This window comes from Streptomyces herbicida (assembly GCF_032656585.1).
GTDB classification, from domain to species: Bacteria; Actinomycetota; Actinomycetes; order Streptomycetales; family Streptomycetaceae; genus Streptomyces; species Streptomyces herbicida.
This window is the reverse complement of the sequence record NZ_JAUYWJ010000005.1, coordinates 23574-43523: the sequence shown is the minus strand read 5'-3', so window position 1 is coordinate 43523 and position 19950 is coordinate 23574. Positions and strand designations below refer to the sequence as shown.

General features: G+C 72.7%; 13 protein-coding genes. 8 read left to right on the top strand and 5 right to left on the bottom strand.

Annotation, left to right across the window (positions count from 1 at the left end; all coding sequences use genetic code 11):
* The first annotated feature begins 2 nt into the window (after positions 1 to 2).
* The 3 genes from Q8A52_RS12465 (at position 3) to Q8A52_RS12455 (ending at position 6422) form a co-directional block, all read left to right on the top strand.
* Entirely contained in the window at positions 3 to 3599 is a 3597-nt protein-coding gene (locus Q8A52_RS12465; protein WP_316751100.1) for a vWA domain-containing protein, read from the top strand.
* A complete protein-coding gene (locus tag Q8A52_RS12460) occupies positions 3596 to 5485 on the top strand; it encodes a hypothetical protein (protein ID WP_316751098.1) in 1890 nt (629 codons plus the stop codon). The genes Q8A52_RS12465 and Q8A52_RS12460 overlap by 4 nt, the downstream gene beginning before the upstream one ends.
* 127 nt (positions 5486 to 5612) lie before the next feature.
* A complete protein-coding gene (locus tag Q8A52_RS12455) occupies positions 5613 to 6422 on the top strand; it encodes a helix-turn-helix transcriptional regulator (protein WP_316751854.1) in 810 nt (269 codons plus the stop codon).
* 324 nt (positions 6423 to 6746) lie between these two features.
* Here the strand turns inward: Q8A52_RS12455 and Q8A52_RS12450 are convergent, their stop codons facing one another.
* A complete protein-coding gene (locus tag Q8A52_RS12450) occupies positions 6747 to 7169 on the bottom strand; it encodes a YjbQ family protein (RefSeq protein WP_316751096.1) in 423 nt (140 codons plus the stop codon).
* A 142-nt stretch (positions 7170 to 7311) separates the two neighbouring features.
* Here Q8A52_RS12450 and Q8A52_RS12445 point away from each other — a divergent pair, with 142 nt between their 5' ends.
* The gene (locus Q8A52_RS12445; RefSeq protein WP_316751094.1) at positions 7312 to 8388 is read left to right on the top strand and encodes an NAD(P)-binding domain-containing protein; all 1077 of its coding nucleotides are present in this window, start codon (positions 7312 to 7314) and stop codon (positions 8386 to 8388) included.
* A 24-nt stretch (positions 8389 to 8412) separates the two neighbouring features.
* Here Q8A52_RS12445 and mltG read toward each other — a convergent pair whose 3' ends face one another.
* Positions 8413 to 9363: an endolytic transglycosylase MltG gene (gene mltG, locus Q8A52_RS12440; RefSeq protein WP_316751092.1), complete on the bottom strand. Its 951-nt coding sequence runs from the start codon at positions 9361 to 9363 to the stop codon at positions 8413 to 8415.
* Between the two features lie 43 nt (positions 9364 to 9406).
* Positions 9407 to 11218 (bottom strand): ABC transporter ATP-binding protein, encoded by a 1812-nt coding sequence (locus Q8A52_RS12435; RefSeq protein WP_316751090.1) that lies wholly within the window; start codon positions 11216 to 11218, stop codon positions 9407 to 9409.
* Between the two features lie 115 nt (positions 11219 to 11333).
* Here Q8A52_RS12435 and Q8A52_RS12430 point away from each other — a divergent pair, with 115 nt between their 5' ends.
* Complete coding sequence (locus Q8A52_RS12430; protein WP_316751088.1) at positions 11334 to 11783, top strand: MarR family winged helix-turn-helix transcriptional regulator; 450 nt, start codon at positions 11334 to 11336, stop codon at positions 11781 to 11783.
* A 113-nt stretch (positions 11784 to 11896) separates the two neighbouring features.
* Here Q8A52_RS12430 and Q8A52_RS12425 read toward each other — a convergent pair whose 3' ends face one another.
* Together Q8A52_RS12425 and Q8A52_RS12420 are read right to left on the bottom strand one after the other, a co-directional pair.
* Positions 11897 to 13561 carry a peptide-N4-asparagine amidase gene (locus tag Q8A52_RS12425; protein ID WP_316751086.1) on the bottom strand — a complete coding sequence of 555 codons (1665 nt, stop codon included), beginning with the start codon at positions 13559 to 13561 and terminating at the stop codon, positions 11897 to 11899.
* A gap of 52 nt (positions 13562 to 13613) precedes the next feature.
* Complete coding sequence (locus tag Q8A52_RS12420; protein WP_316751085.1) at positions 13614 to 14348, bottom strand: L,D-transpeptidase family protein; 735 nt, start codon at positions 14346 to 14348, stop codon at positions 13614 to 13616.
* A gap of 192 nt (positions 14349 to 14540) precedes the next feature.
* On the opposite strand from Q8A52_RS12420, the gene Q8A52_RS12415 reads away from it, so the two are divergent.
* The 3 genes from Q8A52_RS12415 (at position 14541) to Q8A52_RS12405 (ending at position 19671) form a co-directional block, all read left to right on the top strand.
* Complete coding sequence (locus Q8A52_RS12415; protein ID WP_316751083.1) at positions 14541 to 15323, top strand: DUF899 domain-containing protein; 783 nt, start codon at positions 14541 to 14543, stop codon at positions 15321 to 15323.
* Between the two features lie 755 nt (positions 15324 to 16078).
* Positions 16079 to 17893: an ABC transporter ATP-binding protein gene (locus Q8A52_RS12410; RefSeq protein ID WP_316751081.1), complete on the top strand. Its 1815-nt coding sequence runs from the start codon at positions 16079 to 16081 to the stop codon at positions 17891 to 17893.
* On the top strand, positions 17890 to 19671 hold the full coding sequence (locus Q8A52_RS12405; RefSeq protein WP_316751080.1) for an ABC transporter ATP-binding protein: 1782 nt from the start codon (positions 17890 to 17892) through the stop codon (positions 19669 to 19671). Before Q8A52_RS12410 ends, Q8A52_RS12405 begins: the two co-directional genes overlap by 4 nt.
* Positions 19672 to 19950: the final 279 nt, after the last annotated feature.

The following is a 19950-nucleotide window of genomic DNA, read 5'->3' as shown; positions in this document are numbered from 1 at the left end:
CCGTGCCCCTCTCCACCGCCTCCCCCGACGAGGCCGTCGCGGCCCTCACCGACCCGGGGGCGCCCTATCTCATCGGCGTACGGCACCACGCGCCCTCACTGGCCGCGGCGGTGCCCGCGCTCCTCGACGCGGCCGAGCCGGACGTGCTGCTCGTCGAGCTCCCCGCCGAAATGCAGGAGTGGCTGCCCTGGCTGGCCCACGAGGAGACCAGGGCCCCGGTCGCCCTCGCGGCCGCCCCGGCCGGCGGGGGCGGTGGCCCGGCCTTCTATCCCTTCGCCGACTTCTCCCCCGAACTCGCCGCGGTGCGCTGGGCCGCGCGGCAGGGTGTGCCGGTCGTCGCCTGCGACCTGCCGCTGGCGGACCGGGCGTGGGGGGAGGAACGCCCCGAGCGGGCGCAGGCTCCCGGTGGCCCCCGGCTGACCGCGGCCCTGCGCTCCCGTCTCACCGGTCGCCCCGGCGACGACCTGTGGGACCGGCTCGTCGAGGCAACGGCTCCGGGCTCGGCACCGGAGGCGCTGCGCCGGGCCGCCCTGCTGACGGGGTGGGCGCTGCGTGCGGACGCGGCCGCGTCGGGGGGTGTTCCGGAACTGGACCTGCGGCGCGAGAGCCGGATGCGCTCCTGTCTGGCCGCCGCCACCGCGAACGGCGAGCGCGCCGCGGTGCTCGTGGGCGCTTTCCACGCCCCGGCGTTGTTGTCCCCGGCCACCGGGACGGGGCCTCACACGGTCCGGTCGGCGCTCCCCGCCACCGCGGCGGGATCCGACGGGCCCGAGTCGGCATCGCCCGCCGCGAAGCCGGGATCCCCCGCCCCCGGCGACCGACCCGTCTGGACGACCTCGCTCATCCCCTACACCTACGCACTCCTGGACGAGCGCTCCGGATATCCGGCCGGTATCCGGGATCCGGAGTGGCAGCACCTGGTGCTCGGTGCGGCGGGTGATCCGGACGCGCTGGAGGAGGCGCTGACCCGGGCGGCCGTACGCGTGTGTGCGGAACTCCGCGCACTTGGCCACCCGTCGGGCCCGGCCGACGCACGCGAGATCAGCCGGCTGGCCGGAGACCTCGCCCGGTTGCGCGGGCTGCCCGCGGCCGGCCGGGGCGAGCTGGTCGAGGCGGTGCAGACAGTGCTCACGCAGGGCGAGCCGTACGGCCGGGGACGGGCCGTCGCACGGGCGATGGAGCGGGTACTGGTCGGGACGCGCAGCGGCCGCCCCGCCCCCGGAGCGCCCCGCAGCGGTCTCGCCCCCGCCGTCGAGGCCGAGTTGGCGGCCCTGGGACTGCCCGGACCGGCGGAGAGCGGCCCCGGTACGGCCCGGGACCTGCGTCTGGACCCACTCCGTTCCGACCTCGACCGCCGGCGTGAACTCCTGCTGCGCCGGCTGACGGTGTGCGGGGTGCCGTACGCCGAGCCCAAGGAGGTCGTCGGCGCGGGCGGGGCCGAGGCGCTCACCTCGCGCTGGGAGGTGCGCTGGACACCCGCCACCGCGGCCATGCTGACCTCGGCCGGGATCCGCGGTGTCACCCCCGCCCAGGCCACCGAGGGCGTGCTGCGGGAGCGGCGGCGGGCGGAGCACGCCGAGGGCGGGCCCACGGCCGCACAGGCCCTGGACGGTCTGGAGCGGGCGGCGGAGTGCGGTCTGCCGGGGCTGACGGACGAGCGGCTCACGGACACGGCCGACGTGCTGCCGCACGCCGCCACCCTGCCCGAACTGCTCTCCGGGCTGGCCCTGCTGGACCGGCTGCGGGCCGGTCACATCCCCGGACTCGAGGCCGACGAGGACCGTTCGGCCCGTGCGGCCGAAGGGGCCGAGCTGCTCACGGCCGCCGCGGTGCGCCAGGTGGACGGCCTCACCGGCTCCGAGGATCCCGCCGACGCGCACGCCCTGCTCGAACTCGCCCACCGCGCCGACCTGCTGGGCGGTATACGGCTCACCGACGCCCTCGGCCGCCTGGCGGCCGAGGGTTCCCCGCTGATGCGCGGCGCCGCGGGGGCCGTACGCGTGCTCCTCGGACATGAGGACCCCCGGGTGCTCGGCGACCGCGTCGCCTCCTGGGTCGACTCGGCCGCCGACGCCGAGTCCAGGTCGGCGCTCACCGCCCGGCTGACCGGGCTGCTGACCGCGGCGGGCCGGCTCCTGGAGTCCGCGGCCCCTGCGCTGGAGCCCCTGCTCAACCGTGTCTCCGAGCTGCCCGACCGGGAGTTCCTCGACCGGCTCCCCGCGCTCCGCGGAGGCTTCGACACGCTCAGCCCGGCCGCCCGCGACCGCCTCCTGACGGCCGTCGAGGAACGTCTCGGCACGAGTCACCTGGCCGACACGTCCGGCATCGGCCCCGACGCCCTCGCCACCTGGACCCGCGCGGACCTCGCGGCACGCGAGGCTCTCGGCGCACTCGGACTCCTCCCGGCACCGCGGGACCGCGCACAACCGGAGCCCGCCGCCGAACCCGCCGCCACCCAAGGGGCAACGGCCGAGGTCCCTGGCGAGGCACACCGGCTCGCCCCCGCCGACCGCTGGCGGCTGCTCCTCGGCCGCCGCACCGACCAACTTCCCCAGTCCGCTTCGGCGTTGGCCACGGCACTGGACGAGCTGTACGGCAGCGGACGCGGCGAGGGCAGCAGGGGGAATCTCGGCGGCCGGGGCCGGGGCGGTGGCCGGGAGGCGCCGTACCCCGGGGTGCGTGAGTGGTCCGAGGAGCTGGCGGCCCTGTTCGGTCCGGGCATCCGGGAGGAGGTCCTGGCGGCGGCCGCCGCGACGGGCCGCCAGGACGTGCTCGCCGAGCTGGATCCGGACAGCGTCCGGCCCTCGGTCGACCTGCTGCGCAGTGTGCTCCGGCACGCGGGAGGACTGCCCGAGGCGCGGCTGGCCGCGCTGCGTCCGCTCGTACGGCGTCTGGTCGAGGCGCTGACCCGGCAGCTGGCCACCCGGCTGCGCCCCGCGCTGCACGGCACGGCCCTGCCGCGGCCCAGCCGACGGCCGGGCGGCGGCCTCGACCTGCCCCGTACGCTGCGGGCCAACCTGGCGACCGCCCGGCGCGGCCCGGACGGCACGGTCCAGGTCGTGCCCGAGCGTCCCGTGTTCCGTACCCGCGCCCGGCGTGCCTCCGACTGGCGGCTCGTCCTGGTCACCGACGTGTCGGGGTCCATGGAGGCGTCCACGATCTGGGCGGCCCTCACCGCCTCGGTGCTGGCCGGGGTGCCGACCCTGTCCACGCACTTCCTGGCCTTCTCCACGAAGGTCATCGACCTCACCGACCATGTCGAGGACCCCCTGTCGCTGCTGCTGGAGGTCAGCGTGGGCGGCGGCACCCACATCGCGGCGGGGCTCCGGCACGCCCGCGAGTCGGTGACGGTGCCGTCCCGCACCCTCGTCGTGGTCATCAGCGACTTCGAGGAGGGCTATCCGCTCGGAGGGCTGCTCGCCGAGGTCCGCGCGCTCGTCGGCGCCGGCTGCCATGTCCTCGGCTGCGCGAGCCTCGACGACTCGGGCCGTCCCCGGTACTCCACCGGCGTCGCGGGGCAGCTCGTCGCCGCGGGGATGCCCGTCGCCGCCCTCAGCCCGCTCGAACTCGCCCGCTGGGTAGGAGAGAAGATCGCATGAACCAGGACCTTCCTCCGGTCGCCCCGTCCGTGACCGCCGAGCTGGTCGCGGCATTGTCGCCGCGGCTTCGCAAGCGACTGGACGCGGGCATCGCGAAGCTGGCGGACCGGCCGGTGGTGCGCGACGGCGACACCGTGCGCATCGCCGTCGACGACGACACCGACCTCGAACTGCACGCCCCCGGCGGCGCCGTCACCGACGTCGACGGCGTCCGCTGCGGCTGTCTGCTGGCGCCGGACTGCCTGCACCGGGCAGCCGCGGCGTCGGCGGCCCCGATCGCCGACGCCGAAGTGGCTCGACCGGCCGGGCCGGAGGCGGAGGCGGAATCCGAACCGGCCACCGAGCGGCTCGAGTCGGAGCCACCCAATGAGGCAAAGACCCCGCCGGAGGCAAACGCCCAGTCGGAGGCAAAGACCCAGTCGGTGGCAAAGGCCCAGTCGGAAGTAAAGACCCCGTCCACGGCGGAGCCCGACGCGGCCACCCCCGGCCAGCGCGCCGCCGCGCGGGCGCTGTACGGCGCGGCGGCCGCGGTCCTCGACGCCGGCACCGACGGCGCCGGGGCAGTGCTTCAGGCCGAGGTGCTACGGGCGGCGCACACCGCGCGGCTGGCGGGACTCCCCAGGGCGGCCGCCGCGGCGGTCTCCGTGGTCACCGCGGTGCGCGCGGCCCGTTCGGCGGATCCTGCGTACCGCCTCGCCGACCTCGTCTCCACCCTGCGCGAGGTCCTGGCCGTCGCCCACCGCGTCCCGTACGCCACCGGCCCGGAACTGACCGCACTGCGCGGCTCTGTACGCCAGCCGTACACGCCTGACGGCTCACTGCGGCTGTACGGCCTGTTCTCCGAGCCCGTGCTCACGGCGAGTGGCCATGCGGGCGCGGTCACCTGGACCGCCGATGCCGAGGGCCGTCTCCACACGGTCTCCGACGTGGCCCCGGGCGGCCCCGGCCGGGCCGTGGGGGCGGCAGACCGGACCGTGCGCATCGGCGACACGGCCCTGACCCACCGTGAGTTGTCGCGCGCGGGCCTCGCGGTGTCCGGTGCCACCGTCTCGCCGACGGGCCGGCTGGGTGCGGGGGCGGGGGTACGGGCGGTTCGGGCGTCCGGAGCCGGCTGGCGCGACGAACCGCTCGGCCTCCTCTGGGCCGTGCCGGTCGCCGATCAGGTCGCGCGTGCCCTGGCCGACGGCCACGACCTGCTGTTCCTGGAGGTGACGCTCACCGGGACGGTCCGTGAGGCGGCGGGCGACTGTCTGCTGGCCGACTGCGACGGGCTGACGCTCCGTCTGATCGTCGCGCACGACGACCCCGCGCTCCCCTACCGCGACAACCTCCGCCTGCTGGCCGCCGCCCGGGGCAGCCGGCTGCGGGTGGTCGCCCGCCTCAGCCCTGCCCCGCACCCGCGGGCCCTGCTGCTGGCCGCCGACCACCCGAAGGAGCCGGACACTCGTCTCGACCTGGGCCTGGACCGGCTCCAGCACGCGGACCTGCCCACCGCAACGGCACCGGCCGCCGGAGCCGTCGTACCCACGCCCGACGAGGCGCCGCTGCACCTCCTGCGCCGCCGTGTGCAGCAGGCCGCCTCCGGCGGCCGGCAGGTGCTCACGTTTCCCGGGAACGGCGCCTCGGACGCCGCACGTCTGCGCAGGCACGGCCTGGCGACCGCGGGCGATCTGCTGGACGAGCTGCACTCCGCCGCGCCGGCCCGTGGGCGTGACCCCTTCGGCCGTCTCCTCCCGGCCGACACCGGCCGCTTCGCCGGCGCCTGGCTCGCCGCAGCCGTCTATACCGACGAGGTGGACAGGGCGCTGTGTGCCAAGGCGTGGAACGCGGGCCGCCGCTCCCCCGTGCCGGCGGCCCGCACCCACGGAGCACATCCGGGAACGTGATGTTGCTCGGTTGAAGTCTGGCCCGCCGACCCGCGGCTGGGTATGGGTACAACTGCGTACGCGAAGGAGCGGAGAGGAAACCGGAGAGGAACAGGTGACACCCACACCGGACGGAGCCTACGAACGCATGGTGTCGGTGGCCGTCGCAGCGCTCCACGAACGTGATCCCGGGCGGCTGTGGCCACTGCTGGCCGCCGCGCTGCCCGAGCTGTGCGGCGGGGAGGCGCTGATCTACAAGCTGGACGACTGGAACGAGAGCGAGGGCACCGTCCGCGTGTCACCCGGTGTCGCGGCCGATGAGCTGGATCTGCTCGGCGAGGAGGACCTGGGCCTTCTTCGCGCGGGATACCCCTTCGCACCCCTCTACTCGACCGGGCACGAACGAGTCCCCGTCACCGCGCGCCAGGTGGCCGGTCCGGCCTGGCCGACGAGCCCGACCGCACGACTGCTGCGCAGGACCCTGGACGCACACCATGTCCTGGGGCTCCCGCTGCCGCAGACGGGCACCCCGATCACCGGGTGTCTCATCTACCGCTCCGGTACGGACTTCACCGACGACCAGGTACGGATCGCCCGGCGCGCGCAGCCGCTGCTGGCCGCGGTCGAGCAGCAGCGGCAGCTCCTAAAGCAGTGGCAGCGGCAGCTCAACGCACGGTACGCACCGGGCACTGCGGACGAGTTGGCGGTGGACTGCGCGCTCACGCCCCGGGAGACCACCGTCCTGCTGCTGCTCGCGGACGCCCTCACCGCGGTCGCGATCGGCCGCCGGCTCGGGATTTCGGACCGCACGGTGCACAAGCACGTCGAGAACATCTACCGCAAGCTCGGCACCCGGGACCGCGTCAGCACCGTGCTCCGCGCCCAGCGGATCGGCCTGATCCCCGCGTCCGGGCCCGCGCCGGGTCAGGCACCGCCGAGAAAGCCGAGCCGGACCTGACAGTCGGGGTTGTCCTGGTTGGTGTCCGCCAACCGCGGCCGACGTCGGCAAGCCGCAGCGGGTAGCCCCTCAGGAGAGATGGACCGTCTGGGGTTGTCCTGACGGAGCTACCGGGCCCAGGCGGGCGAACTTCGCAGGAGCGTCGGCGCACGGCGGGGCGGAACCGGCCGGCCTGGGCTGCCTGGTGCGGGAAGTGCGCGGGTTCGGCACTGCTGTGCAGGCCCAGCTTCGGCCGGGTCATCGGATCGGTGGCGCCCGGCACCTCCCAGCCGTCGGCCCAACCGATGATGGAGCCTCCGGCAGACTCGGCGGCCGTCAATATGCTCAGGCCAGGAAGCTCAGTCGAACCTGACGGTTGACGTTGGAGATGTTGGTGTCCACCAGGCACACCGACTGCCAGGTCCCCAGGACCAGGCGCCCGCCCAGCACCGGCAGGGTGGCGTGCGGGGGGACGATCGCCGGCAGGACGTGGTCGCGGCCGTGGCCGGGGCTGCCGTGGCGGTGCTGCCAGCGGTCGTCGGCGGGCAGCAGGGTGTGCAGCGCGGCCAGGAGGTCGTCATCGCTGCCGGCACCCGTCTCGATGACGGCGATACCTGCGGTGGCGTGCGGGACGAAGATGTTCAGCAGGCCGTCGCGGCCGCCCGCCGTCTCGCGCAGGAAGGCCTCGCAGTCGCCGGTGAGGTCGACGACCCGCTCCCGCGAACCGGTGGCGACGTTCAGCACTCGTGTCGTAAAGGCATCTGACATGCCACCATCCTCACCCTTCGGCGAGCCGCCGTTGACCGTCGGCTCGCCTCCTGGCTGCTTTCGGCCTGTGGTGCGGTCGCCTCGGCTCGCCACGCGCGGTCGCGTCGGGAAGATCCTCGACCGGCGCCCTGTTGGTAGAGGCGTGAACAACACCCGCGAGGTCGAGGTAGTCGTCGTAGGCGCTGGTCAGGCCGGTCTCTCCAGCGCCTATCACCTGCGCCGCACCGGCTTCGAGCCGGACCGCGACTTCGTGGTGCTGGACCACGCCCCCGGTCCCGGCGGTGCCTGGCAGTTCCGCTGGCCGTCGCTGACGTACGGCAAGGTCCACGGGATGCACTCGCTGCCGGGCATGGAACTGACGGACGCCGATCCGGCGCGGCCGTCGGCCGAGGTCATCGCCGAGTACTTCGACACCTACGAGCGCACCTTCGATCTGCGGGTGCGGCGCCCGGTCGACGTGCGGGCCGTGCGCGACGGGGAGGACGGCCGGCTGCTCGTGGAGACCTCGGACGGCACCTGGTCGACGCGGGCGCTGATCAATGCGAGCGGCACCTGGGACCGGCCGTTCTGGCCGCGCTGTCCCGGCCAGGAGACGTTCCTCGGGCGGCAGTTGCACACCGCGCAGTACGCGGGGCCCGAGGAGTTCGCCGGGCAGCGGGTGGTCGTGGTCGGCGGGGGCGCGTCCGGCACCCAGCATCTCCTGGAGATCGCCCCGTACGCGGCCGCCACCGCCTGGGTCACCCGGCGGCCGCCGGTCTTCCGCGAGGGGCCGTTCGACGAGAACGTGGGACGGGCCGCGGTCGCGCGCGTGGAGGAGCGGGTGCGGCAGGGGCTCCCGCCCAGGAGTGTGGTCTCGGTCACGGGGCTACCGCTCAACGACGCGATTCGGCAGGGACTTCGGGACGGGGTCCTGGACAGACTGCCGATGTTCGACCGGATCACTCCGGACGGGGTGGAATGGGAGGACGGCCGGCACGTCGAGGCCGACGTCATCCTGTGGGCAACCGGTTTCCGGGCCGCTCTCGACCATCTGGTCCCGCTGCGGCTGCGCCGGCCGGGCGGCGGGATCGGCGTGGAGGGGACCCGCACGGTCGTTGACCCGCGGATCCATCTGGTCGGCTACGGTCCCTCGGCGAGCACCATCGGCGCCAACCGCGCGGGACGCGCGGCGGTACGGGACATCAGGCGACTGCTGACCGAGGAGCCGGTCGCCGCGTGATGTCCCGCCGGGTCGTCGGCCGGGTCATTTCGCAGACTGCGGGGCCTGCGGGGACTGGGAGGTCTGGGACGGCGGGGCCTGGGACTCCTGCGCCGGACTCTGGTGCCGCTGGGGACCTCCGCTCCGCTGCGGGCTCCGGCTCTGCCGCGGCGCGCTGCTCTTCAGGTGTGCGTTGAACTCGGCCACGTTGCGCTGGTGCTCCGCGTAGTCGGCGGTGAAGCGGGTGTCGCCGGGCTTGACCGAGACGAAGTACAGCCAGTTGCCCTGCGGCGGGTTGAGCGCGGCGCGCAGCGCCTGCTCGCCGGGGTTGTCGATCGGCGTGGGCGGCAGGCCCATGCGCTGATAGGAGTTGTAGGGGCTCGCGATCCGGGTGTCGTCCGTGCTCGTCCTGAGCGTGTTGCGGTTCAGCGCGTAGTTGAGGGTGGAGTCCATCTGCAACGGCATGCCGCGCTCCATCCGGTTGAAGACGACCCGGGCCACCTTCCCCATGTCCTCCTTCGTGGCGGCCTCGGCCTGGACGATGCTCGCAATCGTGACCGCCTGGTAGAGATTCATGGCGTTGCGCTGCGCACCGGCCGCGAGCGGCGCCCCGTTGAACCGCTGGTTCGCCGTGTCGACCATGAACTGCAGCAGCGACTGCGGCGTGGCCTTCTCCCCGACCGGATACGTGGCCGGGAAGAGGTAGCCCTCCGGGTTGCCCTGGGCGTCGCTCGGCAGCTTCAGTCCAGCCTTGCCGACGGACTTCCGGGTGGTGCCCGCGGGCAGGGCGAGGACCTTGTCGACGGCGTCGTAGACCTGGCTCGCGCGCCAGCCCTCAGGGATCACCAGGGTCCTGGACCTGGTGTTCCCGCCGTCCAGGTGCAGCAGCGGCACCGCCACGGCGGTGCCGGCCACGACGGCGCAGGTCACGAGGAGGACGAGCTTGCCCCGGCGCGTCAGTCGAATCGTGCTCCGTGGCGGAGTGTTCTTCTGCATGCGGGCACGTTAACCCGCACATCTCCACAAACCCGGCATATCGTCAGCTTGTCGGTTCCAGTTGCGCGTCCCGGCGGACCAGCGCCGCATATCGGCCGTCCGCCTCCAAAAGCTCCTCGTGCGTGCCGCGTTCCGCGACGCGGCCGGAGTCGAGGACCACGATCTGGTCGGCACTGCGGATGGTGGACAGCCGATGCGCGATGGTGAGTGTCGTCCGGTTGGCCGACAGGGCGTCAATGGCCTCCTGCACGGCGTACTCGGTGCGGGTGTCCAGGGCGCTGGTCGCCTCGTCGAGGATGAGAACCGGCGGGTCGCGCAGGATGGTGCGGGCGATGGCGAGGCGCTGCTTCTCGCCTCCCGAGAAGCGGTGGCCGCGCTCGCCGACGACCGTGTCGTAGCCGTCGGGCAGCGCGGCTATGTGGTCGTGGATCTGGGCCGCCTTCGCCGCCGCGTGCAGTTCCTCGTCGGTGGCGTCCGGCTTGGCGAAGCGGAGGTTGTCGGCGACCGAGGCGTGGAAGAGGTACGTCTCCTGCGAGACGACGCCGACCGCCCGGGCGAGGGTGTCGAAGTCGAGATCGCGGACGTCGACGCCGTCCAGGGTGACACGGCCGCCGGTGACGTCGTACAACCGGGGCACGAGATAGCCGAGTGTGGACTTGCCCGCGCCGGTCGGGCCTACGACCGCGAGGCTGTTGCCCGCCGGGACGGTGATGTCGATGCCATCGATGACCGGGCCGACCGCGTCATTGCCACTGTCGTACCGGAACTCGACGCCCTCGAAGCGGACCTCGCCCTTGACATGGTCGAGGTGGACCGGCTGGTCCCGCTCGGTGATGTCGATCGGCAGGTCGAGGTACTCGAAGATGCGCTGGAAGAGCGCCAGCGAGGTCTGGATCTGGACACCGGTCGACAGCAGGCTGACGGCCGGGCGGAACAGGCCCTGCTGGAGCGAGACGAAGGCGACGATGGTGCCGAGTGAGACCTGGGGTCCGCCCATCTGCAGGGCGACGCCCGCGGTCCAGTAGATGACGGCGGGCATGGCGGCCATGACGATCGTGATGACGGCCATCCGCCATCGGCCGGCCATGTTCGACTTCACCTCGAGATCGACCAGCCGCTCGGACTCCTCCGCGAAGGACTCGGTGAGCGAGTCGGAACGGCCCATGGTGCGGCCGAGCAGGATGCCGCTGACGGAGAGCGACTCGGTGACGGTGGCGGCCATCGCGGCCATCTGCTTCTGGCGCTGGGTTGTGATCTTCTTGCGTTCGTTGCCGACGCGGCGGCTGATCCAGACGAACACCGGCAGCAGGAGCAGTGAGACGACGGTCAGCCGCCAGTCGAGGGCGATCATCGCGACGATCGTGGCGACCACGCTGGTGAGGTTGGAGACCAGGGAGGTGGCGGTCGAGGTGACGGTGGCCTGCATGCCGCCGATGTCGTTGGCTATCCGGGACTGCACTTCGCCGGTGCGTGTGCGGGTGAAGAAGGCGAGCGACATGCGCTGCAGGCGGCCGTAGACGGCGGTGCGCAGGTCGTGCATGACGCGCTGGCCGACGGTCGTGGAGATCAGGGTCTGCAGCACGCCGAAGACGCTGGTCAGGACGGCGCTCATGATCATGCCCAGGGCGAGCAGGCTCAGCAGGCCGGTGCGGCCCCGCGGGATCGCGACGTCGAGGGTCTCCTTGAGGAGGAACGGTGTGGCCACCGAGACCAGCGACGAGGCACCGACCAGCAGGCCGACGATCGCGAGCCGGCCGCGGTAGGGGCGGAAGAGCTTCAGGATGCGGCGTACCTGCCGGGGCTGGTCCCCGGCGGGGTCGGACGGTGTCCAGGAGGGTTCACGGTCGGGATGCATGGGCTCCTACGGAGGTGTGCGGGCGTCGGCGCGGATGTCGGCCGACGATGACTGACGGAGCATAGCTCACTGTTACCTATGCTCACAATGAACTGTGTCCTGATATTGTTCCCGCATGACCACCCCCGATCCCGAGGGCCAGCTCGCCGAGCAGCTGCTGCGGCTCACCCGCCGGGTGCACCGCATCCAGAAGCGCCATCTGCAGGAGCGCGAGCTGGGCATCACCCCGGCGCAGTCCCGCCTGCTGCGCACCCTCGCGCACTACGGCTCTCCGCCGCGCATGGCCGACCTCGCCGAGCGCCTGGAGGTGGTGCCGAGGGCGGTGACGACACTGGTCGACGGGCTCGAGGCGAGCGGCAGGGTGCGCCGGGTGCCCGACCCGACGAACCGCCGGGTCACCCGGATCGAGCTGACCGACGACGGGCACAGGACACTCGGCGAGCTGCGCCGTGCGCGCCGGTCGGCGGCGGAGGAGATCCTGGCCCCGCTGTCGGACGAACAGCGCGTGATTCTGAGCGGGCTGCTGGACACGCTGATCGACGGGGAGGCCGTGACGCGCTGCTGATCGGCCGGCGCAGAAAAGGCCGCGGCTCCCACTCGTACCGCTTGAGTGGGAGCCGCGGCCCCGTCCGAATTCCGTGGCCGGCCTCGCGGGCGCCACACGGCACTCCGGTCGGCTCAGCAGCCGCTGTCGTCCCGCGTGAGCACTCCCTGGACGGTGGTCAGGGAGCGGTCGTAGCAGCCGTCCGAGCCGTACAGCCGGTAGCGCTCGCTCGTCGTGCCGACCGCATGGCGCTGGTCTCGGGGCACGTTCACGGTGTAAGAGGCATCGCCGGTGTAGGTGTCGTCGAGCCGCGACCACGCCGTGCGCCTGCCCTCTCGCGTCTCGACGACCGCCGCACGGTCGCCGAGCGTCAGGACGGTGCGCAGCCGGTCGCCCGTGCCGAGGGTCGTGGTGCCGTCCATCGTGTAGGTCCGGTGCGTGTGCGTCGCCCGGGCCGGTCCGCGTCCGTCGACCGTGACGGTCTCGTCGTCCGTCCAGGTGGCGACCAGTCCGTCGGTCGTCTCACCGTCGGTCCAGCGGTGCGCGGATGTGTTCGCCAGCGTACGGCGGACGGTGGTCGTCACACGGCCGTGCGAGGTGTCGACGTATCCGGCGACGGTCAGCCGGTGACCGGCCTCGGTGTCCACGCGGTGCTCGGTGGTACCGGGCCTGTACGTCGAGGAGTTTGCGAGGTCGCCGGCCTTGTCCACGGTGAGTCGGCCGGTGACGTGCGCGCGGTGCGGGTCCTGCCACACCAGCACGTTCACGGGGGCACTCCAGCCGGTCTGCCCCTCGGGAACCCCGACGACGGAGACCTCGACGCGGTGCGGGCGGCCGTCGTTGAGCAGCCCGGCGAAGGGGGTCAGGTCGTATTCGATCGGCTTGACGTCGAAGGCGCGCGGGCCCGGAATGACGTACCAGAGGAAGGGGTTGGACCAGCCGCCGGTCCACACGTTGGGGAACGGTGCGGCGATTCCGGCCAGTTGGCCGTCGACCTTGATCTGCACCTCGCGATAGGGGCCGTGATCGGCCTTGCAGGAGTACGGCGCCGGGTCGGCCACCGTCAGGTACCAGAACTCCTCGCAGCCGCCGCCCGATCCCGTGGCGTACACCTCGGCGACGATGCGCTCGCTGTTGCGCGGAGTGGTGACGGTCGTGCCGCCGGCCGTGTCGGCGAGGGTGAGGACGCGGTCGGGGGCGGTGGTCCTGCCCGTGCCCCTGCCCTGGTAGAAGGTCAGCGTGACCTTGACGTCGATGACCCCGGTGAAGGTGTCGTCGACGACGTTGCCGATGAGCATCTCGACGTCCTGCGGGCTGCGGAAGGTGTCGCTGTAGCGCGTGACGTCCTTCTCGACGGACCACTCGATGCCGTCCGGGGACGGTTCGGGTGTCGACGTACGGAGGACCTCCACACCACCGACGTGCAGATAGCCGAGCCGGTCGTACTGACGGCCCTTCACCTTGCCGTCGAGCCGCAGGACCACCTTGCTCCAGCGGTCGCCGCAGCCCTCCGGCGGTGCGTATCTGCCCTTGTACGGGGTGAAGTCACGGAACTGTGCCTCGGCGAGGGTCACCCGGCAGGACTTGCCGCCCGGCTCGGCGACGGGAGGGGAGGCGGTGACGGGGTCGTGCCAGTCGGTGCCGAACTCGGCGGGGACGTCGGCGGAGCGGACGGCGGCCGAGGGAGCGGGGGCGGCTTGCGCGGAAGCGGCCTGCGCGGGGGCGGGTCTCGCTCCGACGAGGGCGCTCGCCAGCAGGGTCGCCCCGGCGAGCATGGACATGACTATCCGGCTTCTCATGGCCGGTGTTCTACGGGGATCGAGGCGCCCGCCGCAATGAGGCACCGCCCGATCAGGCCTCCAGCTCGCCCTTGTCCCCCATCACCACCACGGGGTGCCGGTCCGGATCCAGCGTGCGCAGCAGGTACTCCATGTCGGACTTGGACATGCTGACGCATCCCGATGTACCACTGCCGTGGTCCATGTGCAGCCAGATGCTCCCGCCCCGCTCCTCGCCCTCGGGGCGCCGCGGGTCGTTCGGCGGGGTTCCCTTGATCCGGTTGTAGTCGATGGCGATGACGTAGTCGAAGTCGTGCCAGTGCGACTCGGCCCACCAGCGCGGGGCGGCGAAGGACGCATCCTGCGTGTACGGCAGTCCGGCGCCGGGATCGTCGAGCACGCCCCCCGCGTCGGTCAGTGTGAACACCCCGACGGGGCTGCGCCGGTCGCCGGAGTGGTGCTCGGTGGTCCAGCCCTTCTTGCCGTTGTGCGCCGGCCAGCTGCGGGTCCGCTGCCAGGCCGTGCCGTGCCGGGTGTACAACACGACCGTGGACTCCGCCGAGTCCCTGCCCTCCCCGTAGACCGCCACCACCTGACCGGAGTCGGCCGGAATCCGCCGCTGCAGACGGTCGCCGACGTCCGGAATGCGGGTGGGGTCGCCTCCGGCGGGGCGGGACGGCCCAGCATGTCCGGCACCCTCCGGGTCACCCTTGTCGCGCGCCGCGGTGCCGCACGCGGACAGAGCCGTCACAAGAGTCCCGAGGGCCGCCACCGCGACCACCACACGCCGCATACCGTTGATCCGCACCGGGTCATCCTGGCACTGCGCACGGGCCGATTGCACGAGGACGGGCAGTGCCCCGCCCGCCACAGCGAACGGGAGGCGCCGAGGGTGCCTGCGCTGCGATGAGTTCCGGCCGGGTCGCGAGTCTGTTCTGGTGACCGTCTTTGGGACGACGCCGTACGACGCTGCCCGGCACGAGACACCACGGAGGACACCATGACGACCACGCCGAACGACCCGACCACCGCACTGCCCGGCCGCCCGCCCGTGGTCGACCTGGCCACCTGGCAGACCGCGCGTGACGAGCTTCTGGTGCGTGAGAAGGCACACACCCGCGAGGGCGACGCCCTCGCCGCGGCCCGCCGCCGACTGCCGATGGTGGAACTCGACGGGACGGTCGAGGTCGTCGGACCCGACGGCCCGGTCCCGTTCCTGGACCTGTTCCAGGGCCGCGACGAGCTCGTGGTCTACAAGCACATGTGGTACGACGGCGCGCCGCACCAGGGGCAGTGCGAGGGCTGTACCACCACGGCCTGGCATCTGAAGGACGCGGTCTACCTCAACGCACGCGGCGTCTCGTTCGCCGTCCTGACCACGGGCCCGTGGGACGAGGTGGCCTCCTACGTCGAGTTCATGGGCTACACCCAGCCCTGGTACTCGGTGCGCGACGTGGACGCGCCGGTCGGCGGCGACATGGGTTACCTCACCTGCTTCCTGCGCGACGGCGACCGCGTGTTCCTCACCTACTCCACCACGGGCCGTGGCAACGAGCGGGTCAACGGGTCCCTGGGCCTGCTCGACATGACGCCCTACGGCCGTGGCGAGGCGTGGGAGGACAACCCCGAGGGCCGGCCCGAGGGGCACAGCCCGTGCTGGTCCTGGCGCTCGGACGCGGACGGGAACGCCACCTGGGGCCCGACCAGCCGCCCCGTGCCACAGTGGACCCGCCCCGGCGCTACCCCCGTGGAGACCCTCGGCCGGCACGGCCACCACCACTGATGCGCCCTCGTCGACGGCGGGCGATCGCCGCAACCTTCGCTCGATGTGACCGAGCATCCCACTTGTCCATCGGGGGCTTGAGTCGGGATACGACGTGGCTCCCGAGATCGGGTGATGCCGAGGTGTGGCCGCAACGGCGGTGGGCGCGTGCGCGCTCCACCGTGGCACCGGCACGCGATGCGCCAGGTGTGGCGAGTACGGCGGTCGGGAGCCCCTGGACGTGTCCGCCCAGCGACCGCCATCGACCTGATCAGCCTGCTGCGCCTGAGCCGTGGCGGTGGGCCCGGCTGCGGAAGTGGGACGGGGCCGTGCCGGGCGGTACGGCGAGGGCATGTGCATACTTCGTGCCTGTCTCGTGACGCTCGCAAGCGCGTCCCATCACACCGGTGTTGACCTGGAAACCATCAGCAATCCCCCGTGACACTCATGACACTCGGGTCGCTGAAACAAGTGACTCCGGGCGGGGTCACGGGCGCCTGCCACTCCGGGGGGAGGCGAGTAGGCGCCGACGCGCAGGGGCAGGCCCGTTTGCCTTCCGTGACGGGTCTGCCCCTGCACGCATGGGGACACCGCCCGCGAGCAGGCTCCCGGCGGCGGTGCCGGCCGTCGCCAGGGCGGCCTTCGGCACAACGAGCAGCGCGGCCTGGCTCCCGGCCGGGTTCATGGAAAACCGTTTGATTTCGACCACGCTCCGACGCGAACCTTTCACGGCTTGTTGCCGCTCCCCCCCACCTGACACGAGCCACTGGGACGTCATGCAGATTCAAGACCTTCCGTATCCCGACCCGGGCCTACCGGACGCTCGTTCGGGTCCTCGATTCCTGTGGTGGCTGGGGCGCAACCAATTGGGCGGACAGCTGAAGGCGCTGGCCTGGGGCCTGCTGCACTTCGTGTCCGTCTCCGCCCTGCCGTTCTGCGTGGGCCTCTCCGTCCAGGCGGTCGTCGACCGCTCCGGCACCCGCCTGGCGCTGACGGGACTGCTGATGGTGGTGTGCGGTACGGGCATTGCCGTGGGCGACACCTTCCTGCACCGGACCGCCGTCACCAACTGGATCACCGCAGCCGCTCGCGTTCAGCAACTGCTCGCCCGCAAGGCCGCCCAGCTGGGCTCGGCGCTGACCCGACGAGTCGCGGCCGGCGAAGTGGTGGCCGTGTCGACCGGAGATGTGGAGAAGATCGGCTGGTTCGTCGAGGCCGTGTCGCGTTTCACGGCGGCCGCGCTGACGGTCGTCGTGGTCTGCGTCGGCCTGGTCGTCTACCAGCCGGCGCTCGGCGTGATCGTCGCGGTCGGGCTCCCGGTGCTGGCGCTCGCCGTGCTGCCGCTGCTGCCCCGGGCGACCCGACGCGCCGACTTCCAGCGCGAGAAGGCCGGCCGGGCCACAGAGCTGGCCTCGGACACCGTCGCCGGTCTGCGCGTACTGCGCGGCATCGGTGGCGAGGACCTGTTTCTCGACCGCTACCGCCGCGCCTCGCAGGAGGTGCGGCACGCGGCCGTGCGCAGCGCCCGGATGTGGTCCCTGATCTCCGCGATCCAGGTCCTGCTGCCGGGGCTGCTGCTGATCGCGGTCGTCTGGCACGGCATCCACCTGGCCCGCGAGGGCAGGATCACCGTCGGCGAACTCGTCACCGTCTACAGCGCGGTCATGGTCCTCACCTACCCCCTGCGCCACTTCGAGGAGATCGCCATGGCGTACTCCTTCTCGCGCCCGTCGGCCAAGCGGGCCGCGCGTGTGCTGTCCCTGGAACGGGCCACGGACACCGCGGGGGCGCGCGAGGCCCAGCTCCCGGACGGCGACCTGTACGACCCGGCCACCGGACTGCTCGCGCCGAGCGGCCGGTTCACCGCCGTGGTGTGCGGCGACCCGGACGCGGCGGGACGGCTCGCGGAACGGCTCGGCGGGCATCCCGCCGAGGCCGGTCCCTCGGTCCTGCTCGGAGGCGTGCCGCTCGACGAACTGCCCCTGGAATCCGCCCGTACCGCCGTCCTCGTCCAGGACAAGGACCCGGTGCTTTTGTCCGGTTCGCTGCGCGAGCTGCTCGACGTCCCCGCGTCCGGTGTCGTACGGGCCGAGGACGCGCTGGCGGCCGCGCAGTGCGGGGACGTCCTGGACGCGCTCGCACAGGGGTCGCTGGACGCGGCCGACCCGATGGACGCACGGATCACCGAGCGCGGACGTTCGCTGTCGGGCGGCCAGCGCCAGCGGCTCGCGCTGGCCCGGTCCCTGATCACCGATCCCGAGGTGCTCGTCCTGGACGAACCGACCTCCGCCGTGGACTCGCACACCGAGGCCCGGATCGCGGAGGGGGTGCGCCGACTGCGGACGGGCCGCACGACCGTCGTGTTCACCTCGTCCCCCCTCCTGCTGGACCGGGCGGACCGGGTCGTCCTGGTGCACGAGGGCGAGGTCGCGGCGGTCGGCGTGCACCGCGAACTGGTGCACGCCGAGCCCCGGTACCGGGCGGTCGTGACCCGCGAGACCGAAGACGAGACAGCCGCCCCGCGGGGTGTCTCGGACCACCACGAAGCCGCCCGGCGAGGCGCGTTCGAAGAGATCGAGGAGAGCGCATGATCGGCGTCGCGCCACCGGCGTACGACCCGGCTGCCCCGACGACGGCCACCACCCTGCCGGTCGGTGCCGCCGCGACCGTCCGCGACTACGTGGCCGAACTGTTCCGCCGGAACCGCCGCGCCTTCCTGCTCCTCATCGCCGTCAACACCGTGGCCGTAGTGGCCTCCATGGCGGGCCCCTACCTACTGGGCGGACTCGTCGAGCGGGTGTCCGACGGGGCGCGGGAGCTCCATCTCGGCCTGACCTCCGGGCTTTTCGTGCTCGCCCTGGTCGTGCAGGCCGTGTTCGTACGAGAAGTGCGGCTGCGCGGCGCGATGCTCGGCGAACGGATGCTGGCCGACCTGCGCGAGGACTTCCTCGTGCGCTCGGTCGGCCTGCCACCGGGCGTCCTGGAGCGGGCCGGCACGGGCGACCTGCTGTCCCGGATCACCACGGACATCGACCGGCTCGGCAACGCCATGCGTGAGGCGGTGCCGCAGCTGGCCATCGGCTTCGTGTGGGTCGTGCTGCTGCTCGGCGGGCTGGTCGTCACGGCGCCGCCGCTGGCGGCCGCGGTGCTGCTCGCCGTGCCGGTGCTGGTCGTGGGGTGCCGCTGGTACTTCAGGCGGGCACCGTCCGGCTACCGCTCGGAGGCCGCCGGATACGCCGCCGTGGCCGCCTCGCTCGCCGAGACCGTTGACGCGGGACACACCGTCGAGGCCCACCGCCTCGGCGACCGCCGCGTCGCCCTGTCGGATCGGCGGATCAAGGAGTGGACGGCCTGGGAGCGGTACACCCTGTGGCTGAGGTCCGTGCTCTTCCCGGTGATCAACATCGTGCACGTGCTGGTGCTCGGCTCGGTGCTGATGGCCGGCGGGGTCTTCGTCCTGAACGGCTGGATCGACGTGGGCCAGCTGACGACCGGCGCGCTCATCGCGCAGATGCTCGTCGACCCGGTGAACCTGATCCTCCGCTGGTACGACGAGGTGCAGATCGCCCAGGTGTCGCTGGCCCGCCTGGTCGGTGTCCGCGACATCGAGCCGGAGGCCGGAGACGCCTCGCTGGCCCCCGACGGACGCGACGTGCACGCGGACCGGGTGCACTTCGGCTACCGCGAGGGCGTCGACGTCCTGCGCAAGGTGTCGCTGGAGGTCGCGCCCGGCACCCGCCTCGCCCTGGTCGGCCCGTCCGGCGCGGGCAAGTCCACACTGGGCAGGCTGCTCGCCGGCATCTACGCACCCCGGGACGGCCGGATCACCCTGGGCGGCGCCGAACTGTCCCGGATGCCCGCGGAACGGGTCCGCTCCCACGTCGCCCTCGTCAATCAGGAGCACCACGTGTTCGTGGGCTCCCTGCGCGACAACCTGCTGCTCGCCCGCACCGACGCCGTCGACGCCGAGCTGTGGGCGGCCCTCGGCGCGGTGGACGCGGACGCCTGGGCGCGGGCACTGTACGACGGCCTGGACACCGAGGTCGGCTCGGGCGGTCTGACGCTCACCCCGGCCCAGGCCCAGCAGATCGCGCTGGCCCGGCTGGTCCTGGCCGACCCGCACACGCTCGTCCTGGACGAGGCGACCTCGCTCCTCGACCCGCGCGCGGCCCGCCACCTGGAGCGCTCCCTCGCCCGCGTCCTCGACGGCCGCACCGTGGTCGCCATCGCCCACCGCCTGCACACCGCCCACGACGCCGACGTCATCGCCGTCGTCGAGGACGGTCGCATCAGCGAGCTCGGCAGCCACGACCAGCTCGTCGCGGCGGACGGAGCCTACGCGGCGCTTTGGCGGTCCTGGCACGGGTGAGCGAACAGACATGTGACCGTTGTAGGGTCCGCGACTCGATGCGCATTGCAGGTGCTCGATGCGCACCCGATGTCCAAATCCAGGATCTCGTGCGCAACGACTTCACTCTGTAACTGTCACCTTTGGGCCTGATGCGATCTTCCGGCAGTAGGCCGAGTTGGTTGCCGCATATGTTCGGCGGCATGGCAATGTGGAGGGCAGATAAGGCATCCGGCAGACGACAGGGTCTCAACGGGCCGGTCCAGCACATGGGCACCTCGGTCCTACGCCGGCAACATC

Excerpts from the sequence above, each read along its gene's own strand:
- Q8A52_RS12460 (WP_316751098.1), top strand. The coding sequence starts at position 3,596 with ATGAACCAGGACCTTCCTCCGGTCGCCCCGTCCGTGACCGCCGAGCTG.
- Q8A52_RS12455 (WP_316751854.1), top strand. The coding sequence starts at position 5,613 with ATGGTGTCGGTGGCCGTCGCAGCGCTCCACGAACGTGATCCCGGGCGG.
- Q8A52_RS12450 (WP_316751096.1), bottom strand. The coding sequence starts at position 7,169 with ATGTCAGATGCCTTTACGACACGAGTGCTGAACGTCGCCACCGGTTCG.
- mltG (WP_316751092.1), bottom strand. The coding sequence starts at position 9,363 with ATGCAGAAGAACACTCCGCCACGGAGCACGATTCGACTGACGCGCCGG.
- Q8A52_RS12435 (WP_316751090.1), bottom strand. The coding sequence starts at position 11,218 with ATGCATCCCGACCGTGAACCCTCCTGGACACCGTCCGACCCCGCCGGG.
- Q8A52_RS12430 (WP_316751088.1), top strand. The coding sequence starts at position 11,334 with ATGACCACCCCCGATCCCGAGGGCCAGCTCGCCGAGCAGCTGCTGCGG.
- Q8A52_RS12425 (WP_316751086.1), bottom strand. The coding sequence starts at position 13,561 with ATGAGAAGCCGGATAGTCATGTCCATGCTCGCCGGGGCGACCCTGCTG.
- Q8A52_RS12415 (WP_316751083.1), top strand. The coding sequence starts at position 14,541 with ATGACGACCACGCCGAACGACCCGACCACCGCACTGCCCGGCCGCCCG.
- Q8A52_RS12410 (WP_316751081.1), top strand. The coding sequence starts at position 16,079 with ATGCAGATTCAAGACCTTCCGTATCCCGACCCGGGCCTACCGGACGCT.
- Q8A52_RS12405 (WP_316751080.1), top strand. The coding sequence starts at position 17,890 with ATGATCGGCGTCGCGCCACCGGCGTACGACCCGGCTGCCCCGACGACG.